This window comes from Stenotrophomonas rhizophila (assembly GCF_003651185.1).
Classification (GTDB): domain Bacteria; phylum Pseudomonadota; class Gammaproteobacteria; order Xanthomonadales; family Xanthomonadaceae; genus Stenotrophomonas; species Stenotrophomonas maltophilia_Z.
Genome location: NZ_RCDC01000004.1, coordinates 1461096 through 1483303, shown reverse-complemented (window position 1 = coordinate 1483303; position 22208 = coordinate 1461096). Strand labels below are relative to the sequence as shown.

14 protein-coding genes and 1 riboswitch are annotated in these 22208 nt (G+C 68.5%); of the genes, 7 read left to right on the top strand and 7 right to left on the bottom strand.

Annotation, left to right across the window (positions count from 1 at the left end; genetic code table 11):
* Nucleotides 1-99: 99 nt before the first annotated feature.
* Both BCL79_RS06640 and BCL79_RS06635 read right to left on the bottom strand, forming a co-directional pair.
* A complete protein-coding gene (locus BCL79_RS06640) occupies nucleotides 100-1704 on the bottom strand; it encodes a peptide chain release factor 3 (protein ID WP_121038966.1) in 1605 nt (534 codons plus the stop codon).
* A gap of 75 nt (nucleotides 1705-1779) precedes the next feature.
* A complete protein-coding gene (locus tag BCL79_RS06635; RefSeq protein WP_121038963.1) occupies nucleotides 1780-2649 on the bottom strand; it encodes a M23 family metallopeptidase in 870 nt (289 codons plus the stop codon).
* 150 nt (nucleotides 2650-2799) lie between these two features.
* A riboswitch (SAM riboswitch) is annotated at nucleotides 2800-2920 on the top strand.
* A 78-nt stretch (nucleotides 2921-2998) separates the two neighbouring features.
* On the opposite strand from BCL79_RS06635, the gene metX reads away from it, so the two are divergent.
* Genes metX through BCL79_RS06620 form a run of 3 tightly spaced genes read left to right on the top strand, consistent with a single transcriptional unit; the run spans nucleotide 2999 to nucleotide 6335 of the window.
* A complete protein-coding gene (gene metX / locus BCL79_RS06630) occupies nucleotides 2999-4030 on the top strand; it encodes a homoserine O-succinyltransferase MetX (RefSeq protein ID WP_121038960.1) in 1032 nt (343 codons plus the stop codon).
* Nucleotides 4027-5271, top strand: a complete 1245-nt coding sequence (locus tag BCL79_RS06625; protein ID WP_121038957.1) for an O-succinylhomoserine (thiol)-lyase — start codon at nucleotides 4027-4029, stop codon at nucleotides 5269-5271. Before metX ends, BCL79_RS06625 begins: the two co-directional genes overlap by 4 nt.
* The gene (locus tag BCL79_RS06620) at nucleotides 5268-6335 is read left to right on the top strand and encodes a homoserine dehydrogenase (RefSeq protein ID WP_121038954.1); all 1068 of its coding nucleotides are present in this window, start codon (nucleotides 5268-5270) and stop codon (nucleotides 6333-6335) included. Before BCL79_RS06625 ends, BCL79_RS06620 begins: the two co-directional genes overlap by 4 nt.
* A 116-nt stretch (nucleotides 6336-6451) precedes the next feature.
* Here the strand turns inward: BCL79_RS06620 and BCL79_RS06615 are convergent, their stop codons facing one another.
* Together BCL79_RS06615 and BCL79_RS06610 are read right to left on the bottom strand one after the other, a co-directional pair.
* Nucleotides 6452-7453 (bottom strand): alpha/beta fold hydrolase, encoded by a 1002-nt coding sequence (locus tag BCL79_RS06615; RefSeq protein ID WP_121038951.1) that lies wholly within the window; start codon nucleotides 7451-7453, stop codon nucleotides 6452-6454.
* Between the two features lie 114 nt (nucleotides 7454-7567).
* Nucleotides 7568-8950, bottom strand: a complete 1383-nt coding sequence (locus tag BCL79_RS06610; RefSeq protein ID WP_121038948.1) for an L-serine ammonia-lyase — start codon at nucleotides 8948-8950, stop codon at nucleotides 7568-7570.
* 97 nt (nucleotides 8951-9047) lie between these two features.
* On the opposite strand from BCL79_RS06610, the gene BCL79_RS06605 reads away from it, so the two are divergent.
* On the top strand, nucleotides 9048-9266 hold the full coding sequence (locus BCL79_RS06605) for a glutaredoxin family protein (protein ID WP_121041188.1): 219 nt from the start codon (nucleotides 9048-9050) through the stop codon (nucleotides 9264-9266).
* 115 nt (nucleotides 9267-9381) lie between these two features.
* Here BCL79_RS06605 and BCL79_RS06600 read toward each other — a convergent pair whose 3' ends face one another.
* From BCL79_RS06600 to BCL79_RS06590, 3 genes are read right to left on the bottom strand one after another with little or no spacing between them, the layout of a single operon-like run.
* Complete coding sequence (locus tag BCL79_RS06600) at nucleotides 9382-9948, bottom strand: YceI family protein (protein WP_121038945.1); 567 nt, start codon at nucleotides 9946-9948, stop codon at nucleotides 9382-9384.
* 2 nt (nucleotides 9949-9950) lie between these two features.
* On the bottom strand, nucleotides 9951-10523 hold the full coding sequence (locus BCL79_RS06595) for a cytochrome b (RefSeq protein ID WP_121038941.1): 573 nt from the start codon (nucleotides 10521-10523) through the stop codon (nucleotides 9951-9953).
* Nucleotides 10520-11233, bottom strand: coding sequence for a YceI family protein (locus tag BCL79_RS06590; protein ID WP_183073687.1), 714 nt, complete (start codon nucleotides 11231-11233; stop codon nucleotides 10520-10522). Before BCL79_RS06590 ends, BCL79_RS06595 begins: the two co-directional genes overlap by 4 nt.
* Nucleotides 11234-11430: 197 nt before the next feature.
* On the opposite strand from BCL79_RS06590, the gene BCL79_RS06585 reads away from it, so the two are divergent.
* The 3 genes from BCL79_RS06585 (at nucleotide 11431) to BCL79_RS06575 (ending at nucleotide 22196) form a co-directional block, all read left to right on the top strand.
* Nucleotides 11431-14979 carry a hybrid sensor histidine kinase/response regulator gene (locus BCL79_RS06585; RefSeq protein WP_121038935.1) on the top strand — a complete coding sequence of 1183 codons (3549 nt, stop codon included), beginning with the start codon at nucleotides 11431-11433 and terminating at the stop codon, nucleotides 14977-14979.
* Nucleotides 14980-15198: 219 nt separating this feature from the next.
* Nucleotides 15199-18675, top strand: a complete 3477-nt coding sequence (locus tag BCL79_RS06580; protein ID WP_183073686.1) for an ATP-binding protein — start codon at nucleotides 15199-15201, stop codon at nucleotides 18673-18675.
* The gene (locus tag BCL79_RS06575; protein WP_183073685.1) at nucleotides 18672-22196 is read left to right on the top strand and encodes a two-component regulator propeller domain-containing protein; all 3525 of its coding nucleotides are present in this window, start codon (nucleotides 18672-18674) and stop codon (nucleotides 22194-22196) included. Before BCL79_RS06580 ends, BCL79_RS06575 begins: the two co-directional genes overlap by 4 nt.
* The last annotated feature ends 12 nt before the right edge of the window (nucleotides 22197-22208 follow it).

Here is a 22208-nt window from a genome sequence, read left to right as displayed (position 1 = left end):
ATCGGATGTGCGGGGAGGGGGAGCCCGCTCCCCCCTATCATCGCCGCGATGGCGCGCGCATGCACGCGCGCCTGTTCAGCCGGTAGATCGGCCGAGCGATCAGCTGACCGAGATGCTGTGCGCGGCTTCGCGCGTGGCCGCGAAGCGAACCTCCGGCGCGCGCTCCTGCGCCAGCTGCAGGTTGACCCGCGTCGGTGCCAGGTACACCAGCTGGCCGGCCGCATCGATGCTCAGGTTGCCCGCGTTCTTCTCGCGGAACTCTTCCAGCTTCTTCTCATTGCTGCAGGTGACCCAGCGCGCCGTGGTCACGCTGACCGGCTCGAAGGTCGCTTCCACGCCGTACTCGTCCTTCAGGCGATACGCCGCCACATCGAACTGCAGCACACCCACCGCGCCCAGGATCAGGTCGTTGCTCATCAGGGGGCGGAAGAACTGCGTCGCGCCCTCTTCGGAGAGCTGCGCCAATCCCTTCTGCAATTGCTTGAGCTTGAGCGGATCGCGCAGGCGTGCGCGACGGAACAGTTCCGGGGCGAAGTTCGGGATGCCGGTGAAGCTGACCGCTTCGCCTTCGGTGAAGGTGTCACCGATGGAGATCGTGCCGTGGTTGTGGATGCCGATCACATCGCCCGGCCACGCTTCGGCGGCGATCTCGCGGTCGCTGGCCATGAAGGTCAGTGCATTGGCCAGCTTCATTTCCTTGCCGGTGCGCACATGGAAGGTTTTCATGCCGGCCACGAAACGGCCCGAGCACACGCGCATGAACGCCACGCGGTCGCGGTGCTGCGGGTCCATGTTCGCCTGGATCTTGAACACGAAGCCGGTCAGCTTGTTTTCCTGCGGCGCGATGACGCGGCCGGTGGTGGCGCGCGGCTGCGGCGAGGGCGCGTGCTCGACGAAGAAGTCCAGCAGCGGCTGCACGCCGAAGTTGTTCACACCCGAGCCGAAGAACACCGGCGTCTGCTTGCCGGCCAGGTAGGCCTCCACGTCGAACGGATGGCTGGCGCCCTGCACCAGTTCCAGTTCGTCGCGCAGGTCGGCCAGCATGCGCTCGCCGATCTTCTCGGCCAGCCCCGGCGAATCGATCGAGGGGAAGATGGTCGAATCCTGGCGGGTGAAGTTGCGGCCCTGTTCGTACAGGTGCACCTCACCGCTGATCAGGTGGACCACGCCCTTCAGGCGCTGGCCCATGCCGATCGGCCAGGTGACGGGCGCGCACTGGATGCCGAGCACGCTTTCCACTTCATCCAGCAGATCGATGGGCTCCTTGCCCTCGCGGTCGAGCTTGTTGATGAAGGTCATGATCGGCGTGTCGCGCAGCCGGCAGACTTCCATCAGCTTGATGGTGCGCTCTTCCACGCCCTTGGCCACGTCGATCACCATCAGCGCCGAGTCCACCGCGGTAAGCACGCGGTAGGTGTCCTCGCCGAAGTCGGCATGGCCGGGGGTGTCGAGCAGGTTGACGATCTTGCCTTCGTAGGGGAACTGCATCACCGAGGAGGTGACCGAGATCCCGCGCTCCTTTTCCAGCGCCATCCAGTCGGAGGTCGCATGGCGCGCGGCCTTGCGGCCCTTGACCGAACCGGCCATCTGGATCGCACCGCCGAACAGCAGCAGCTTTTCGGTCAGCGTGGTCTTGCCGGCGTCAGGATGGGAAATGATGGCGAAGGTGCGGCGGCGCGCAGCTTCGGTAGCGACTTCGGACATGGCGTGACGCGCCCGCCCGGGGCGCTTTTCATGGAGATAAGCCGCCCAGTATAGCGGGGGCGGGCGTGGCCGGGGTCAGGGCAGGGCGGAGGCGCCGGTCTCGCCCGTGGTGCGGGCGAAGTGCAGCTCGCCTTGTGGGCTGACGATCCGTGCCGGGATCGAGCGCAGCCGCATCCCGGCATTGACCTGGACCGCGAAGTGCAGATGGGGCGCGGCGCTGTAGCCGGTGTTGCCCGATAGGCCGATGCGCTGCCCCGCCTGGACCTGCTCGCCCGGGCGGACCAGCACGCCGTGGTGCTGCAGGTGGGCATACACGGCCATGCTGCCGTCCTCATGCAGCACCCGCACCAGGTTGGCCCGGCCCAGATCGTGGTCCCGGTCCTGCCCATGGCCCTCATACCCGGCCTGGATCTGCATGACGGTTCCTGCGCGCGCGGCGAGTACCGGCGTGCCCTCGGGCAGGGCGAAGTCGATGGCCTCGCGGTTCTCTGTATCGCTGTGACTGAACTGCCCCCGCGGGGCCTGGCTGACCTGGATGCGCGCGGCATCGAACGGCAGCTGGTAGGTCACGTCCTGCGGGCGCGCGCCCGGGTCGCCCGGAACGGCCGTCAGATCCAGGCGGATCGTGGTACTGCCGGCCGGCGGCTGCAGGCGGGTCACCACGATGCTGGCGCCTGCGGCGACCACCGTCTGAAGGGGGAGCCCCGGTAGCGCGGGGGCGCCGGCGGCGGGGCGCAGTTCGACCTGGACCGGCCCGGCCACGCGGTTGTCGACCCGGGCCTGCCAGCGGTCGCCAGCCCCTTCCAGGGCCACCACGGCCAGGGCGGGCGCGTCCACGCCAGCGGCCCGCTGCGCTGGGGTGGCCGCGGCAGGTCGATCGACCTGCCAGCCCTCCCGCCAGTTCGCACCCGGGCCGGCCGAGGCGCTCAGCACCGGGATCATCATCAGCGTCAGGGCAGTGAAACGTAGGCAGCGCAAGGCGTCGGCCGGGCAGGGAGGATCCCGGAGTATGCGCGACTGATGATCATCTGGAATATATATCGCTTCATGCCGATGAAGGGATTGACATGGGCCGGAAGCGCTGGCATCGTGGCTCCACCATCGAGACCGGCAGAGGGACAGGCCCTTTGAAGCCGGGGCAGCCCGCAGACGCGAAAGCGACCTGCGTAGGTGCCAAATCCTGCGGAGACCGTTGGTGTCTTCCGAAAGATGGTTCGAACCGTGCACCGTGCGTGCGCTTCGAACGCGAGCTCCGCGAAAGCTCGATGGCCGTTTTCCTACTTTGGATACCGCCATGAGCTTCGCCACCGCCGCCCCTGTCGCCACCGACTCCTTTGCCCCGCTCAGCGTCCCCGTCGACGCCGGGCTGAACGCCGTACGCGGCGATATCGCGGCGGTGCTGTCGATGCGTCACGGCGGGCCGCGGCCGGTACGCCTGCGCTACGAATGCGTCGGCCGTGCCGATGCGCCGGTGGTGGTGCTGGCCGGCGGTATCTCCGCGCACCGCCATGTGGCGGCCAATGCCGAGTTCCCGGAAAAGGGCTGGGCCGAGGGCCTGGTGGCGGCGGGTCGCGCGCTGGATCCGGCCTCGCTGCGCATCCTGGCGTTCGATTTCATCGGCGCCGACGGCGCGCTCGATCTGCCGATCGATACCGCCGATCAGGCCGATGCGCTGGCGTTGCTGCTCGACCATCTCGGCATCGCCCGCCTTCAGTGCTTCGTGGGCTACTCCTACGGCGCGCTGGTCGGCCAGCAGTTCGCGATCCGTCACCGCCAGCGCGTGCAGAAGCTGATCGCGGTGAGCGGTGCGCATCGCCCGCACCCGTATGCCGCAGCCTGGCGCGCGCTGCAGCGCCGTGCGGTCGCGCTGGGTCAACTGCAGTGCGCCGAGAGCCACGGGCTGTCGCTGGCACGCCAGTTCGCCATGCTCAGCTACCGCACGCCGGAAGAATTCGGCGAGCGCTTCGATGCCGCGCCGGAAGTGGTCAATGGCCGCGTGCGCGTTGCCGCCGAGGACTATCTGGACGCGGCCGGTGCGCAGTACGTCGCCCGCACCCCGGTCGATGCTTATCTGCGCCTGTCCGAATCGATCGACCTGCACCGCATCGACCCGGCCGCCATCCAGGTGCCGACCGTCGTGGTCGCTGTGGAAGGCGATCGCCTGGTCCCGCTGGCCGACTGCGTCGGCCTGGTCGAGGGGCTGGGCCCGCGCGGCAGCCTGCGCGTGCTGCGCTCGCCGTATGGCCATGACGCCTTCCTGAAAGAAACCGATCGCATCGACGCGATCCTCGCCACCGCTTTTCGATCCCCCGGAGAAACCGCATGAGCCGTTCCGCTGGTACCGAGCCGTCCTGTAGCCGCGTCACCGCCGCCGTGCGTGCCGGCATCGACCGTGACACCGCCCATGGCGCGGTGACCCCGCCGATCGTGCTGTCCTCCAACTTCAGCTTCGATGGCTTCGGCAACAAGCGCCAGTACGACTACACGCGCAGCGGCAACCCCACCCGCGATCTGCTCGGTGAAGCGCTGGCCGAACTGGAAGGTGGCGCCGGTGGCGTGATCACCTCCACCGGCATGGGCGCAATCAATCTGGTGCTCAATGCGCTGCTGCAGCCCGGCGATACGCTGGTTGTGCCGCACGATGCGTACGGCGGCAGCTGGCGCCTGTTCAACGCATTGGCGAAGAAGGGCCACTTCGGCCTGATCACCGCCGACCTGACCGACCCGCGCTCGTTGGCCGATGCGCTGGCGCAGTCGCCGACGCTGGTACTGATCGAAACCCCGTCCAACCCGCTGCTGCGCATCACCGACCTGCGCTTCGTCATCGATGCTGCGCACAAGGCCGGTGCCAAGGTCGTCGTCGACAACACCTTCCTGTCGCCGGCGCTGCAGCAGCCGATCAGCTTCGGTGCCGATGTGGTGCTGCACTCCACCACCAAGTACATCAACGGCCACAGCGATGTGGTCGGCGGGGCGGTGATCGCGCGGGATCCGGCGGTGCACGAGCAGCTGGTGTGGTGGGCCAACGCGCTGGGCCTGACCGGTTCGCCGTTCGATGCGTTCCTGACGTTGCGCGGCCTGCGCACGCTCGGTGCGCGTCTGCGTGCGCACCAGGAAAACACGGCGGCCGTGGTCGAGCTGCTGGCCGCCAGCGATGCGGTCGCCAGCGTGTACTACCCGGGCCTGGCCGATCACCCCGGCCATGCGATCGCCGCGCGCCAGCAGAGCGGCTTCGGCGCGATGCTCTCCTTCGAGCTGGCCTCGTGCCCGGGCGAGGATCCGCATGCGGCGGTGCGCGCCTTCGTGGATGGCCTGCGCTGCTTCACCCTGGCCGAATCGCTGGGCGGCGTGGAGAGCCTGGTCGCGCATCCGGCGACCATGACCCACGCGGCCATGACCCCGGAAGCGCGTGCGCATGCCGGGATCAGCGAGGGCCTGCTGCGCCTGTCGGTCGGTATCGAGTCACCGGAAGACCTGGTGGCCGATCTGCAGGCCGGGCTGGAGCGCGCGCAGGTCGTGATCGACCAGCACCGGGACGTGCAGCGCCGTAAACAGGTGGATGCATGAGCGCCGTGCTGAACCTGCCGCTGGCGGACCACCGCAAGCTGGCCCTGCTCGGCACCGGCACGGTCGGCACCGCGTTCGTGCAGCGGTACGCCGCGCTGCAGGATCGCGGCGTCACGCTGCCCTCGTTCTCGTGGCTGGCCAACTCGCGCACGGCGCGCGCCTGCGAACAGACCCCCGCCGATGAGCTCGTGCAGGCCAACCTGGCCGCGCGCGGTGCGGTCGCATTGCAGCCGTGGGCGGAAGCCGAAGGCCTGCGGCGCGGTGATGTGGTGGTCGATGCAACCGCCAGTGACGCGGTCGCCAATTGGCACGAACAGTGGCTGGCGCGGGGCGTGCACGTGGTGACCGCCAACAAGCTCGGCCAAGGCGCACAGTTGGCCCGTGCCCAGGCCATCGCCGACAGCGGCCAGCAGGGTGACGCGCGCTATGGCGACAGTGCCACCGTGGGCGCAGGCCTGCCGCTGCTGAGCAGTCTGCGCGCGCTGGTTGCCGGTGGCGACCGCATCCATCGCGTGGAGGGCGTGCTGTCCGGTTCGCTGGCGTGGCTGTTCCATCACTACGATGGCCAGCGTCCGTTTTCCGCGTGGGTGCGTGAGGCGGCCGAGGCCGGCTACACCGAACCGGACCCGCGGGTGGATCTTTCCGGCGAAGATGTCCGTCGCAAACTGCTGATCCTGGCGCGCGCCAGCGGCATCGCGTTGCGTGCCGAGCAGGTGCAGGTCGCCTCGCTGGTGCCGGAGGCGCTGGCCGCGCTGACGCCGGCGGAGGCCTTGGTCCAGTTGCCGCTGCTGGATGCACCGCTGCAGCAGTATTGGCAGCAGGCCAACGAACAAGGCGATTGCCTGCGCTTCGTCGGTGGCTTCGATCACGACGGTGCTTCGGTGGGCCTGCGCGTCCTGCCGCGCGACCATCCGCTGGCCGGTGGGGCACAGACCGACAACCGGGTCGCGATCCACAGCGACCGGTATCACGCCCAGCCGCTGCTGATCCAGGGGCCGGGTGCCGGGGCGGAGGTCACTGCCGCCGCGTTGCTGGACGACGTGCTGGCGATCGTGCGGCGCTGATTGCCGCGCGATCCCATCAAGACACACGGTAGCGCCAGGCGTGGGCTGGCTGCGTCGGCGGACAACGCTGAGGACGGCCGCTGCCACGCATGGAGTGGCACTACCGGGTGGGCAGGTCAGTCGTGTTGTGAGAGCGCCTTCAGCAATGCCGCGTTGAACCGGGCGGGGTCCTGCACCTGCGGCGAGTGGCCCAGGTCTTCGAAACTCACCAGGGTGGCGCGCGGGATCGCCGCGGCGGCTGCCTTGCCCAAGGCGGGGTAGTTGCCCAGCGTCGCTTTCAGCGCCGGCGGTGCCAGATCACGGCCGATCGCAGTGCGGTCGGTCTGGCCGATGAACAACGTGGTCGGCACCGTCAGCTTGGGCAGCTCATGGACGACCGGCTGGTTGAACACCATGTCCGAGGTCAATGCCTGGCTCCACGCCACCGCCTGTTTGCCAGGGCCGTCGTACATGCGCGACTGCATGCGCACCCACTGCTCGTACTCGGGCTTCCACTGGCCGTTGTAGTACACATCGAGCTGGTACTTCTTGATGCTCTCGAAGGTGGTTTTCAGCTCACCTGCATACCAGGCATCGACGCTGCGCCATGGCACGCCTTTGGCCTTCCAGTCTTCCAGTCCGATCGGGTTGACCAGCGACAGGCTGATCGTGCGCTGCGGATACATCAGTGCGAAACGTGCCGCCAGCATGCCGCCCATCGAATGGCCGACGATGTGCAGCTTGCCCTCGCCATAGCCCAGATGCTCCAGCAGCGCTTCGGTATTGGCAGCCAACTGACCGAACGAGTACTGATAGCGCTCGGGCTTGCTCGATTTGCAGAAACCGATCTGGTCCGGCGCGATCACCCGGTAGCTGGCCGCGCTCAGTGCCGCGATGGTGTCCTTCCAGGTGGCTGCGCAGAAATTCTTGCCGTGCAGCAGCACCACCGTACCGGCAAAGCCTTTGCCACCGGCGGGGACGTCGATGTAGGCCATCTCCAGCGGCTGGCGCTGGGACTCGAACCGGAAGATCTTCACGGGGTACGGGTAGTCGAAGCCTTCCAGTCGCGGGCCGTAGGTGTCGGCGGCGAGGGTGGTCAACGGCAGGCAGGCGAGCAGGGCGGCAGCCAGGATGCGCATGGCGGTCTCCGGAACGGGGGAGCCCTGACTGTACCGGAGCGGCCGTGGAGGCGTGCCGATGATGCGACCGGGGGCAGCCGACCAACGGCCGGCGCTACCCCCGTGGACGGTCGATCAGCACTCGATGACGTTGACCGCCAGCCCGCCGCGGCTGGTTTCCTTGTACTTGTCCTGCATGTCGCGGCCGGTATCGCGCATGGTCTTGATGACCTTGTCCAGCGAGACCTTGTGCTTGCCATCGCCACGCATCGCCATGCGCGAGGCGTTGATCGCCTTGACCGCGCCCATTGCATTGCGCTCGATGCAGGGGATCTGCACCAGCCCGCCGATCGGGTCACAGGTCAGGCCGAGGTTGTGTTCCATGCCGATTTCAGCGGCGTTCTCGATCTGGCTCGGGTTGCCGCCGAGTGCAGCGACCAGCCCGCCGGCCGCCATCGAGCAGGCCACGCCCACTTCGCCCTGGCAGCCGACTTCGGCACCGGAGATCGAGGCGTTTTCCTTGTACAGAATGCCGATCGCCGCCGAGGTCAGCAGGAAATCGAACACGCGCTGTTCGTTGGCACCGGGGCAGAAGCGATCGAAATAATGCAGCACGGCCGGCAGTACGCCGGCAGCGCCGTTGGTCGGGGCGGTGACCACGCGGCCACCGGCGGCGTTTTCTTCGTTCACCGCCAGCGCGTACAGGTTGACCCAGTCCAGCGTGGTCAACGGGTCGCGCATCGCCGCTTCCGGTTTGGAGGACAGTTCGCGGTACAACGCCGGTGCGCGGCGGGAGACATGCAGGCCGCCGGGCAGGGTGCCTTCCTGGCGGATGCCGCGCTCCACGCAGGCCTGCATGGCACTCCAGATCTCGCGCAGGCTATCGCGGATCTCCTCTTCGGTGCGCCAGCACTTCTCGTTCTCGAACATCATCTGGGCGATGCTCAGGCCACTGCGTGCGGTCTGCGCGAGCAGCTCATCGCCGCTCTTGAACGGGTAGGGGAGCGGGGTTTCATCGGGCACGATGCGGTCATCGGCCGCGTCGTCCTGGTTGACCACGAAGCCGCCGCCGACGGAGTAGTAATCGCGCGTGGCGATCACCTGCTCATCCGCGCCGTACGCGGTGAAGCGCATGCCGTTGGTGTGGTACGGCAGCTTCTGGCGTTTGTTCAGGCCCAGGTCGCGCTTCTCGTCGAAGGCGATCTCATGCTGCCCCATCAGGCGGATGCGCTTGCTGCTGCGGATGCGCTCGAGCGTCTCGGGGATGATGTCCGGATCGATCAGGTTCGGGCGCTGGCCCTCCAGCCCGAGCAGCACGGCCTTGTCGGTGCCATGGCCACGGCCGGTCAGGGCCAGCGAGCCGTAGACATCGGCGCGGATGCGCACCACGTCCTGCAGATGGCCCGGATCGAGCAGCCAGCGGTGCACGAAACGTTCGGCAGCCTTCATCGGTCCCACGGTGTGCGAAGAACTCGGGCCAATGCCGATCTTGAAAACGTCGAACGTGCTGACAGCCATGATTGCCAAACTGCGGGTATCGGATGGAGCACTATTCTATGCTGTCGCAGGCGCCAGCCTTGAGTGCGGCGCAACATTTTTCAAGGTGGGTGGGCCGGTGTTTACCTTGTACCAGCGTGATGACTGCCATTTGTGCGACCAGGCCTTGACGGTGCTGGCGCAGGCCCGGGTGGCCGATCTGGACAGTGTGTTCATCGATGACGACACCGCGCTGGAGGCCCGCTACGGGCTGCGGGTGCCGGTGTTGCGCGATGCGCAGGGCCGCGAGCTGGACTGGCCGTTCGATGTGGCAGCGGTAGAGGCCTGGATCGGCTGACACGCAAGCGTCGCTTGGCGGTGCTGTATGCGGTAGTGCCGGCCGCTGGCCGGCTCCCGGGAGTCGATCATCGCGCGAGGAGCCGGCCAGCGGCCGGCACTACCGCCATCTGACGTTACTTCGCCTTCAGGACCACCTTCGTGCTGATCGCGGTCTCGTTCGGGATGGTCTTGGTATCGGCCCAATCACCGCCGCCCACGCCGAAGTCCAGGCGCTTGACCGTTGCCTTGCCGGCCAGCACCGGCTGGGCGCCCGGGGTCCAGGTGAAGGTGAGCGTGACCGGCTTGCTCACGCCACGCAGCTCCAACGTGCCGTCGGCGGCGTACTGGTTGTTGCCCAGCGAGCGGAACTTGGTGGCGCTGTACTTGGCCTGGGCGAACTTGCCCACGTTGAAGAAGTCCGCGCCCTGCAGGGTCGAATCGCGGTCGCTGTTGCCACTCTTGGCACCGGCCAGCGGAATGGTCACTTCCAGCTTGGCATCGTCCAGCTTGGCCGGATCGAAGCTGAGCTTGGTATCAAAGCCCGGGAAGGTGCCGGTGAACACTTCACCGTCGTACTTGGTGGCAAAGGCCAGCACCGAACCGGGTGCCTGCACGTAGTCGGCGGCCAGCACCGGGGCGGTGGCCAGCAGGCCGGCCAGGGCAGCGGCGACCGCGGCCGGGGAGGTGAGCTTGATGTTCATGGTCAATCCTTCTGGGGGGAGGCAAGCCAGCGCTGCGGGAGCATGCGCGCAAGCGTGGCATCGCGTTGGTAAAAATGGTGGTAAAGCGCGGCGCCGGCATGGGCCACGACCACGGCGATCAGCAGCCAGAAGCCCCACTCATGGATGGCGTGCGAGATCTGGGTGACACGTTCATCCGGCGCGCTCAGCTTGGGCACATCGACCAGGCCGAACCAGCGGAACGGACGCAGGCCACTGGCCGAGTCGTACAGCCAGCCCGACAGCGGAATGGCGAACATCAGCACGTACAGCAGCCAATGCGTGGCCGAGGCGACGCGCTCCTGCCAGGTCGGCGTGCCCGGCACCGGATGTGGCGCGCCCGCGTACAGACGCCACAGCAGGCGGGTCACGACCAGGGCCAGGACGGTGATGCCGATCGATTTGTGCATCGTGTAGACCCAGAAATACTTCGGGGTCCTGGGCAATTCGCCCATGGTCAGCCCGACGATGCCCAGGGCGAGGATCAACACGGCGATCAACCAGTGCAGGGTCTGGCTGACGCCGCCCCAGCGGGTCGGGGTGTTCTTGGCGGTCATGGCGTGGTCTCCTGGACCGGCTGTGGGGTATCTGAGTCAACCGGCGGGGCCGGAGTTCCCGGCGCATCGGTGGGGGTGGCGTCGGCGGGATCACCGGCGTTGCGATCGCGCACCGCCTCCGCTTCGATCCGCAGCTGCACCTCATCGCCGATCATCGAGGCCCAGCCGTCCACGCCGAAGGCGCTGCGGCTGAGCGTGGCGGTGGCCGAGAAACCGGCGGTGCGGCGGAACGGCGGCAGCGGATGACGCTTGAGCGCATTGAGGGTGACGGCCAGGGTGACCTCACGGGTCACGCCGCGTACGGTGAGCTGGCCGATGACGTTGGCGTGGTTCGGATCGATCGGTTCAACCCGGGTCGAGACAAACCGCGCCTCGGGGAAGCGCTCGCCGTCGAGCAGGTTGCGCGCCAGTGTGGCGGTGTTCCATTTGTCATCGCCCAGGTCCAGGCGCTGGATCGGCACGCTGACCTCCAGCCGCGCGCTGCGCCAGTCCTCCGGATCGAACACCAGCACGCCTTCGCTGCCGGACACGGTGCCCAGCGCGTGGGAGAAGCCGGCATGCTCCACCGCGAACAGCACACGGGTGTGCACCGGATCGAGCCGATAGCTGTCCGGGGCGGCGATGGCGAGCAGCGGCGTGGCCGCCAGCAGCAGGGAAAGGGTCAGGCGCTTGAGCAAGGCGCTGGCTCCATAAGGGTCTGGGGCGATCATACGCACAGCTGTGTCATGGGATGCAGCGTCATGGCTGCAACAGATCGTGGTGCGCCCGACAACAGCACGGGCGGCCAATGCTGCCTTCCTTGCACGGGACGGAAACAGCCCGTTCCATCCGCGGCAGCCGCCCCCAGAATGCGGACACCGTCCTGATCGCTGTGTGACAATCCGCACCAACAGGGAGATCCGGATCGATGAGCACGCGCCGCTGGGGTGCAGGCATCGTGCTGTTGGGGCTGTGGTTGTGCGCAGTGCCGTCAGTGTTGGAAGCCGCAGGGACATCGGCAGAGACGCCACGCTTGCGCCGCCTGGGTGCGGCCGAAGGCATGCCGTCGCGCATGGTGCTGGCGCTGGCACAGGATCGCCAAGGCTATATCTGGGCCGGTACCGATGACGGCCTGGCCCGCGTGGACGGGGTCGGCCTGCGGGTCTGGCGGCACGATCCAGCCGAGCCCGGCTCGCTACCCGGCAACGAAGTGGAAACCCTGCTCATCGATCCACAGGATCGTGTCTGGGTAGGCAGCAATGGCGTTGGCCTGAGCATGCTCGGCCCCGACCGCAGCGCGTTTGCGCGGTTCCCCGAGCTCAATGCGGCGTGCGAGGGCCAGTTCTGGTCGCTGGCCTATGCCGCGCAATCGCTGTGGATCGGCACCAACCAGCACGGTATCTGCCGGCGCAGCGAGGACGGGACGCTGGTCAGATACGAGGCCGACGCGAACGATCCGCGCAGCCTGCCCGACAACACCATCTACAGTCTGTTGGCCGATCCGCAGGGGCGGGTCTGGGTGGGGACCTCCAACGGTGTCGCCCGCTGGGATGGCGACCGCTTCACGCGGATCGCGCCGGCCCTGCTGGGCGGTAAAAGCGTATTCCGCCTGACCCGAGAGCCCGATGGCACCGTATGGGCGGGCACCGAAGGCGGGTTGTTCCAGATCGGTGCCGACGACCAGGCCCATCCCGCACCCTGGAAGCTCAGTGCCGATGTACGCGCGGCCACGGTCATCCATGATCGCAATGGCGGTTATTGGCTGGGCACGGCCGATGGCCTGTACCGCGGTGATGCGAGCGCGGTGCGGCTGCTCGCCGGCGACGCCGGCAGTGGCTTCCTGACCGCACGCAGCGGTGTGCTGGACATGCTGCAGGATCATGAAGGCGGCCTGTGGGTCGCGATGCTGACCCAGGGGCTGGCGTATCTGCCGCCGGACTGGAAGCGCTTCTCCAGCTGGTACCAGCTCGACGGCAAGCCATTGGACAGCGTCTATCTGCTCGGCGCGGCCGCGCGGGGCGATACCTATTACATCTCAGGTGCGCACGGCCTCTATACGCTGGATGCGCAGGGCCAGCTGCGCCAGATCGCCGACGACAAACAGATCGGGGTTGGGGCCGCGTGGTCGCTGCTGCCCCGCGAGGACGGCGCGGTGTGGATCGGTCGCGCGGGTCGTTTGAATCTGTACCAGCCGGCTACCGGCATGCTGCGCGAATGGAAGATCGGCGGTGGTGCCGATGTGCGCCAACGCATCGATCTTATCCGCCAGGCGCCCAATGGCGAGCTGTGGCTGTCGATCATGAACTTCGGCATCCAGCGCCGCGATGCCCAGGGCAACGTGCTCGATACCATCCGCAATGACCAGCACCGTGGGCTGACCGAGAACCCGGTTGAGCAGATGGTGTTCGATCCGCGTGGGCAGCTCTGGGTGATGGGCGACAGCATGGGCCTGATGCGGTGGCGCGATGGCCGCTTCGAGCAGGTGCCGGGCATTTCCCGCGGCAGCATCTACGATGCGGCCTGGACCGGCCCGGATGAACTGTGGCTGGCACGTCAGGGCGCGCTGGAGCGCTATCGCTGGGATGGGCTGAGCATGAGCCTGCGCGAACGTGTCGGCGCTGCCCAGGGCATGCCCGCTGTGTCGATGGGCGGGCTCGCGCTGGGCAGTCACGGGCAGGTCTGGGCAACCACCCCGCGTGGGTTGATCTGCTGGCAGGGCGCCGAGCGTCGGCTGCGCTTGTATGGCGAACGCGATGGGCTGCCGGATGTTGAGTTCAGCAACCGCCCACCGGTGCAGGCGCGCGATGGTCGCGTCCTGGCGGTCACCGCGACCGGGTTGGTCGGCTTCGATCCGGATGCGGCGGACATGCTGTTGCCGCCATCGCAGCTGGTGATCGACAGCGTGCAGGTCCGCCGCGACGATGCCGAAGGGCAGCAGATGCTGCCGACGCAGGCACCGATCGTGCTGGGGCCGCAGGACCGCGATCTGATCGTGTCCGCGCGTCTGCTTTCATTCGCCAACCCACACGGCAACCGCTACCGCTACCGGGTCTCCGGGTATGACCAGAACTGGGTGATGCAGGCGGCCGACGGCGAGCGCCTGCTGTCGCGCCTGCCGTCCGGAAGCTACCGCATCGAGGTGCAGGCGGCGACCCCGCAGGGCGCCTGGACGCCGCCCCGTACCCTGGAGCTGGAGGTGCGCCCGCCGTGGTGGCGCAGTGGCTGGGCGGTCGTGGGCTACGTGCTGCTCGGTCTGATCGGGGTCGCAGCGCTGGCGTATGTCGCACGTGCACGCCTGCGCCGCCGCCAGCAGTGGCAGTTGACGGTGCACAAGCAGCAGTTGGCCGAGCAGGCCTCGCAGGCCAAGAGCCGGTTCCTGGCCACGCTGGGGCACGAAGTGCGCACACCGATGACCGGTGTGCTGGGCATGAGCGAGCTGTTGCTGTCCACCACGCTGGATGAGGTGCAGCGCGGCTATGCCGGCTCGATCCAGCATGCGGGCAAGCATCTGCTGCGTCTGGTCAACGATGCGCTGGATCTGGCCCGCATCGAGGCAGGGCGGCTGGAACTGGATCTGCGGCCGTTCGATCTGATGTCGTTGCTGGATCAGGTCGAGGCGTTGATGGAGCCGATGGCCCATCACCGTGGCCTGGCGTTCGAGCGCAGCTTCAACCTGCCCGGCCCAGTGCAGGTCAGCGGCGATGAGATGCGCGTGCGGCAGATCCTGATGAACCTGCTCGGCAATGCGATCAAGTTCACCGAACATGGCCATGTCGGGCTCGGTGTCGAGCTGGCCGATGACGGGCGCGCGATCATCTTCGAGGTCTCCGATACAGGGCCAGGCATCAATCAGGACCAGCAGGAGCGGTTGTTCCATCGCTTCGAACAGGCGGACGGTCCCCGGACCGCGTCGCGTTATGGCGGCAGCGGCCTGGGCCTGGCGATCTGCCAGGAACTGGCGGTGGCGATGGGCGGCCGGATCGAGATCGACAGCCGGCCAGGTGATGGGGCCCGTTTCACTGTATCGCTGCCGCTGCCGTGGACCGTACAGCCGGTTGGCACGCCACGTGACCCGGGCCAGGAGACGCGCACGCAGCTGCCACCGCTGCGCATCCTGCTGGTGGAGGACGATGCCACCGTGGCCGATGTCATCGCCGGTCTGCTGCGCACCCGCGGGCACGACGTGGTGCACGTGCTGCATGGCCTGGGGGCATTGTCAGAAGTAGCGGCAGGCAGCTTCGATGTAGGTCTGCTCGATCTGGACCTGCCGGCGCTGGATGGCATCGCGATTGCCGCGCAGCTGCGCGCGATGGGCTATGAGCTGCCCCTGATCGCGGTGACTGCGCGCTCGGATGCTTACGCCGAGCAGCAGGTGCTGGCCGCCGGATTCAATGGCTTCCTGCGCAAGCCGGTGACCGGCGACATGCTGGTGGATGCGATCGTGCAGGCGCGCGCGGGCAAGTCACTCCTGTACTGAGTGCTCGCGGTTCCGCGGCCACGATTGTCGCGATGTTTCGCAATTGCTCTATTGATCGAAAAGTTCATTCATCGACCTGTGACGCGGTACCGGCCTGATCGGCTTGGTTCCGATGGCTTCGGCCTATCGTGCGGTTCACGCTGCGAAGGATGGTCGGGGTAGGGAGTGTCAGAGGGCCGATCCGGACAGGGGGGCAGGCGCTGGGCAGGCCGGATGCTGGTGGTCCTGCTCTGGCTGCCGATGGTTGCCGCGGCGGGTACGCTTGTCACGTTGCCGTGGCCACGCCCACTCGGTCCGGCCGACGCGCTGCCGACCCCGGTGATCCGTGCGGTCGACGAAGACCGGGAAGGCTACCTCTGGTTCGCCAGCGATGATGGTCTGCTGCGCTTCGATGGCCATCGCTTCCGCGCATGGCGACGGGAACAGGGCCTGCTCGATCTGGACCTGCGCGCGCTGCATGTCGATGCGCAGGATCGGCTCTGGCTGGCCACCGCCTCCCAGGGGCTGGTGAAGCTGTCCGCTGATCGAAGCGTGTTCCAGAGCATGCCCGGGGATGCGGCCGCGGTACTGCCGCGCACTGGCATTGTGCAGGTGACCAGTACGCCTGATGGCACGCTCTGGGTGGGCACGGTCGCGGACGGTTTGTTTGCACGGCAGGCCGATGGCCGTTGGTGCGCCGTCCCCTTACCGCACCCGTTCGGACGCGCGCTGCGGGTGAATGCCTTGGCCGTCGACCGCGACGGCAGCCTGTGGGTCGGCACCTCGCACGGGGTGTTGCGTCGTGCAGGCACGCACTTCGTTGCCGTGCCGCTGCGGCGCGGTGGGCGGGTGGATGTCCAGTCGCTCTGGCCCGATCCGGACGGCGGTGTGTGGGCGGCCACCCGCAGCGGCGTGCACCGCTGGGATGCCGTTGGCACACCGGGGGTGCCGACGGCGCCCGGCATGCCGGTACTGCGCAGCCGCGAAGGAGAATTATGGACCACCGATGCAACCGGCCTGGTACGGCACCCTCACGGACGCGCACCGCAGCCAGTGCCGCTGCGCGACCTCGACGGCACGATCCGCAGGACCGCAGGGGTGAGTCATGCCCTGCAGGACCGTGTCGGTGGGGCGTGGTGGATCGGGCAGGGGCGGGGACTGTGGCATCTTCCTGCGCGCTGGCGCCAGTTCACCCTGCTGCCCGCGGCCCGGGATGGCTGGCCCGGCCTGGATGCGCACTACGTGCTGGCCTTGGCAGCGTCCGCCGGCGAACAGGTGTGGATCGCCGGTGACAATGGGCGCGTGCAGCGCGTGGATGTGCGGACCGGACAGAGCGATACCGGATTCCACTACCGGCCCGAACGCCTGCACCCCGAGGCAGTGGGCATGGCCGAAGATCGTCACGGGCGGCTCTGGTTGACCAGCGGCAACACCCTGTCTCGATACACGCCCGGCACAGGCCAGTTGCGGCATTGGTTGCTGGGTTGGGAGGGCAGTACGGGCGCGGTCGATCTGGAGTCCTGCCGCGACGGCTCGCTGTGGCTGGCGCGTGTTGACCGGATCCAGCGACGTGATGCCGACGGCGCCCTGCAGTTGTCCGCTGTTCCACAGGCACTTGGCCTGATGCCCCCGGCGAACGGCCCGCAACTGCTGTGTACCGACGACGGCGTGCTGTGGGCAACCGATCGCACCGGGCTCAAACGCTGGCTGCCAGCGCAGGAGCGTTTCGCGGCGGTCGACGGTGCCCCGCAGGACGACGTGGGCGCAATCGCGCGGGGTGCGGATGGCGACTACTGGATCAGCAGTCCAGGCGTGTTACGGCGTTACCGGTGGGATGGGCAGCGGCTGCGCAAGACACACAGCTTCGGCGTGGTACACGGTTATCCGCACCTGCTGGCACGGGCGCTGGTGGTGGACGTGCGTGGCGTGGCGTGGGCCGGTGGCACCCGTGGCCTGATCCGGGTCGACCCGCATGGCGGCGGCATACGCCAGTTCGGCAGCGACGATGGCCTGCCTGGACATGACGTGTTGCCGCGACGGATGGTACGCACCGCTGGGGATCATGTGGTCGCTGCCGTACACGAAGGCGGTGTGCTGCTGTTCGATCCGGCCACGATCGTGCGCCCGGCGGGGCATGCCGGGCTCGTGGTCCACGCAATCACCGCGCGGCGCGGCAACGTGCAGGTCACCCTGCCGGTCGGCGTTGCGCCGGTGCCGCTGTCCGGCGGCGATCGGCACGTGCGCGTATCCGCGCGCCTGTTGTCCGGCGGCGAACCCTCGCGCGTGCGCTACCGGTTCCGGTTGCAGGGGCACGACGCGGACTGGCAGGAGAACGGTGCTGCGGGGCAGCGCGTGTTCGAGCGCTTGCCGGTGGGTCTGCAGACGGTGGAGGTCCAGGCGCGGCAAGGCGATGGGGATTGGTCGCCGATTCGCCGCATTGCGCTGCAGGTGGTTCCGGCCTGGTGGCAGACGCGGACCGCGCGGTACGCGGCGGTGGCCGGTGGAACGGCGGCGCTGTGGCTTGGGGCCTGGGGCGGGCTGGCGCGGCGCCGACGGCAACGCCGCTGGCGCCGGCTGCATGCGCGGCAGCACCGCGCCGAGCGGGCGTCGCTGCAGCGCACCCGTTTCCTGGGGACGTTGGGCGCCCGCATACGCGTCCCGATGACCGTGGTGCTGGGCTGGAGCGAGCTGCTGCAGCGTACGCAGCTCACACCGGCGGAGCGGAGCCAGGTCGACAGCCTGCACTACGCCGGCGCACATCTCCTGCGGCTGGTGGATGACGCCCTGGACATGGCCAGCATCGAATCCGGTCAGCTGCAGTTGCAGCCGGGCCCCTTTCTGCTGCAACGGTTGATCGAAGAGGTGCATGCGCTGTTGCTCCCGGTAGCGCAGGGCAAGTCGCTCGCGCTGGTGTGGCACAGCACGCTGCCGGCGACGGCGGTTTTCATCGGCGACGCCCCGCGCCTGCGCCAGATCCTGCTCAATCTGCTGGGCAACGCACTGAAGTTCACCGCACAGGGAGAGGTGCGACTGCAGGTACAGTGCGCAGGCCAGGACCAGGACGTGCTGCTGCGGGTTGTCGATACCGGCCCGGGCATGACCGCAGCGCAGTGCCAGCGCCTGTTCCAGCGTTTCGAACAGGCCGACGGGGCACAGACGGCCGCGCGTTACGGTGGCAGCGGCCTGGGGCTGTCCATTTCCCGCGACCTGGCCCTGGCGATGGGCGGTGACATCACGGTGACCAGCCGTCCCGGCGACGGCGCCTGCTTCCAGGTGCGATTGCCGTTGCCGCGCAGCGATGCCATTCCCAGCGATGCACCATCGTGCGCACCACAGGATGCGAACGGCGCCGGCGAGCTGCGGGTGCTGGTGGTGTATCCGGCCACGAGTGTGACCGATGTGCTGCGCGCTCTGCTCGTCTCGCTCGGCCATGTGGGGCTGTGCGTGCCCGGGCTGGAGGCCATGCCCAAGGCACTGAGGGAGCACGGGCGCTGGGATGTCATCGTGGTGGACCCGGTCCTGTGCGTAGGCGGCGAGCGGGCGGGCGCATGGTTATCGCGTCGCTGGCCGGGGATCCCCAGGGTGGCCCTGACACCGCGCGCGGACATCGGCGCCGAGCGTGAGGCGATTGCGGCGGGGTTCGACCTGTTCCTGCGGCTGCCGGTGAGCCGGGCGACTCTGACGGCGTGTCTGGCCCGATGCCGGCGCGGCCCATGAGCCGGGGCGGCATGCTGCGGTGTCTGTTCGCGCTGCTGTGCTGCCTGCTGCCGGCCGCCGTGCTGGCGTTCCCGAGTCCCGCAGTACGCATCACGACCGTGGATGGGTTGCCATCAAATGTGGTGCATCAGATCGTGGAGGACCGGCAGGGCTACCTCTGGTTCGCCACCGGCGATGGCCTGGCCCGCTATGACGGCAGTGGTTTCCGCGTCTGGCGGATGGAGCATGGGCTGGCCGACAACGAGGTCCGCAGCATCGCGCTGGATGCCTGCGATCAGCTCTGGATAGGCACGGCCAACGGCTACTTACAGCGCCTGTCGGCCGATCGCCAACAGTTTGCGCGGTGGGCAGGACCGTCCGCCCCGGCGATGGCGGCCAGTCCGGTGCTGGCAATCCAGCCGATGGTCGACGGCAGCGTCTGGTTCGGCACCCGGGATGCCGGGCTGTTCCGCCTCACCCGCGATCGTCGCCTGCACCAGTACCTGCCCGCGACCGATGGCCGCGGCCTGCCGTCGGCCCGGGTGGAGCACCTGGTTGCCGATGCCCAGGGCGCTGTGTGGATCGGCAGCGCTGCGGGCCTGGCCCGCTGGCAGGAGGGCCGGTTCCAGTCACCGACGACGCTGGGGGCATCGTCCGCGGCGGTGACCGCCCTGGGCCTGGACGCGCAGGGGCGGTTGTGGTCGAGCACCGCAGAAGGCACCGTGCGGCGGCAGTTGCCGGCGTGGCAGATACAGCGCGAGGGGCGCGAACGCGGACGCTGGCTCGGCCATAGCCGCGCAGGCGGGGACTGGTTCGCTGACGGGTCGACGCTGTGGTGGCAGGACTGGCAGGGGCAGCATCGTCACGCGCTCACTCTGCCGAGATTGCAGGGGCCCAATGAGCCGCGCATCGTGCGCGTGCTGGAAGATCGCCAGGGACGGGTCTGGCTGCTGGGCACCCATCAGGGGGTCTGGCGGCTCGGCGCGCAGTGGCGCCACCTGGAGCGCTTCGCCGCGCCCCTTGCCCACGCCTCCACCGCACCGGGCGGGCTGGCCCCTGCCGCCGACGGGCAGGCGTGGTGGGTGCGCGATGGATGGTTGACACGCATTTCGCCGGAGCACGGATTCAACCGGCCGCGATGGGCCTATGCGCATGCACCCGAGCGCCCCGATCGCCATGTGGTGAGCGACGACGGTCACGGCGGCGTCTGGGTGTTCGCGGCGCCGTGGCTGACCCGTATCGATCCCGTGCGGGGACGGCAGCGGCGCTGGCGGGTGGGGTCCACCGGTGTCCCGGTGGCGTCGCCGCACGCCGCATTGCAGCAGTGTGGCGATCGGCTGTGGCTTGCCGGGAATGGCCGGTTGGAACAGCGCGCAGGTGATGGGCGCCTGCTGGGCAGTGCCACGTACGAGTCAGTGGGGCTGCGTCCCGGCACCGCGGCATTCGCCCTGCACTGTGACATCGCCGGGCAGGTGTGGCTGGGCGACCGCGACGGACTCAAGCAGTGGCAGCCCGCGGCCGGACGTTTCGATCCCGTGCCGGGCGGCCCGCGACGGGAGGTCAGTGCCTTGCACCTGGATGCCGACGGCCGGCTATGGGTTGCTGATGTGGAGGGATGGACGGTATTCCGGAGCGACGCAGGTCGCCTGCATCCCACGCTGCGCCTGGATGCCTCGCACGGCCTGCCCATGGCGCTTGCGCGGGGACTGGCCGGCGCCAGCGACGGGGCGGTCTGGGCGACTACCGCGCGCGGCGTGGTGCGTCTGGCGTTGGACGGTCGCAGTGCCAGGCTCTACACGGCCGACGATGGACTGCCGGTGATGGCATTGGACGACAGCCTGGTGGCAGCCGGCGGCCATCTGCTGGCGATGGATCAGACCGGCAACGTGCTTGCGCTGAATCCGGCCGGGATGTTGACGGCGACGGTGCTTCCCACCTTGGTCATCGACCGTGTGAAAGTGCGCCGCCAGCGGCGCTGGATCGAGTTGCCGGCCGCCGAGCCGCTGCGCCTGAACGCCGATGATCGCGACATCCAGCTGTCAGCGCGCCTGCTCAGCAGCAGCCAGGGGGGGGCCGTCGACTATCGATTCCGGCTGCGTGGCGAAGACCCGGAGTGGGTCCGTGCCGGACAACGCGGTACGCGCGGCTTTCCGCGCCTGCCCGCGGGCGAACATGTACTGGAATTCCAGGCGCGTGGCGAGGATGGGCGTTGGTCGCCGATCCAGCAGACGCATCTGCAGGTGGCCTACAGCGGCTGGGCGCATCCCGGGGCTTGGGCGCTGCTGTGGATGGGCGCGCTCGCAGGGGCGGTGCTGGCAACCTGGGGATTGCGGCATCACCGCGGACGTACAAACGCGTGGCGGGCGGCCACGCGCCGGCAGGCGCGGGCCGAACAGGCCGCGCAGGCCAAGGCGCGTTATCTGGCCACGCTGGGCCATGAAGTGCGGACGCCGCTGACCGGTGTGCTGGGCATGAGCGAGCTGCTGTTGGAGGCGCCGCTGCCCGCGGACGCGCGCGAACAGGTATTGCACATCCAACAGGGCGGACGTGCACTGCTGCAAGTGGTCGATGAAGCGTTGGAGAACGCCAGGCTGCAGGCCGGCAAGGTGGCCTTGCAGCGGCGGCGTTTTGCCCTCGGGCCATGGTGGCTCGACGTGCATGCCGCGGTGGCGTGCGGTCTGGCGGTGTCCGGCTGCCGGCTGTCATCGGCACATCCACTGCCGGCCGACGCCTGTGTCGAGGGCGATCCGGACCGGTTGCGGGAGGCAGTGCAATGGCTGTCCTGCGGACTCGCCGCGCAGAGCGGTGCCACCCTGGTGACTCTGCGCATGGCCTGGCGACCAGGACGCACCGGTCTGCTGCTGGATGTCATGGCCGAGCCGGGCGCCTGTCCGTCTCCTCGGCTGTCCCGGGTGCGCGAGGCGCTGGCCGATGTCGATGTGCTGGTTGATGCGATGCAGGGGCGGTTGTGTGTCCTGCAGCTGCCCGATCGTCGCTGGCAGGCCACATTGAGCGTCCCATTGGACCGTTGCCCATCGCTGCTGGCGGGTCAGGACGCGCAGGACATCGACGATGACATCGATGGTCTGCGGGTGTTGCTGGTGGAAGATGATCCTCTCGTTGCGCAGGTGGTCACGTGGCTGCTGCAGGTACGCGGCCACGTTATCGTCCATGCGGAGCACGCGCTGGCTGCACTGACTGCGCTGGCCCGCCCCGGCACGCAACTGATGCTGTTGGACCTGGACCTGCCGGGCATGGATGGACTGTCATTGCTGCGCCTGCTGCGTCAGCAGGGGCACCGCCTGCCGGTACTGGTGCTCACGGCGCGTCGGGATCCGGATCTTGAAGCGCAGGTCGTGGCCGCGGGGGGCGACGGCCTGGTGCACAAGCCGCTGCAGGGCGATGCGCTGCGGGCTGCGATGCAGCGGATGGGGCCGCCGCGTGTGGATCGTGCCGGCGCGGGGAACGGTTTACTATGCGGGGCGTTGCCCGACGACCGGGGGGGTCAGGGGCGGCAGGCCCGTTCCGGGCGGCGGCGGTGAATGAACGGATAG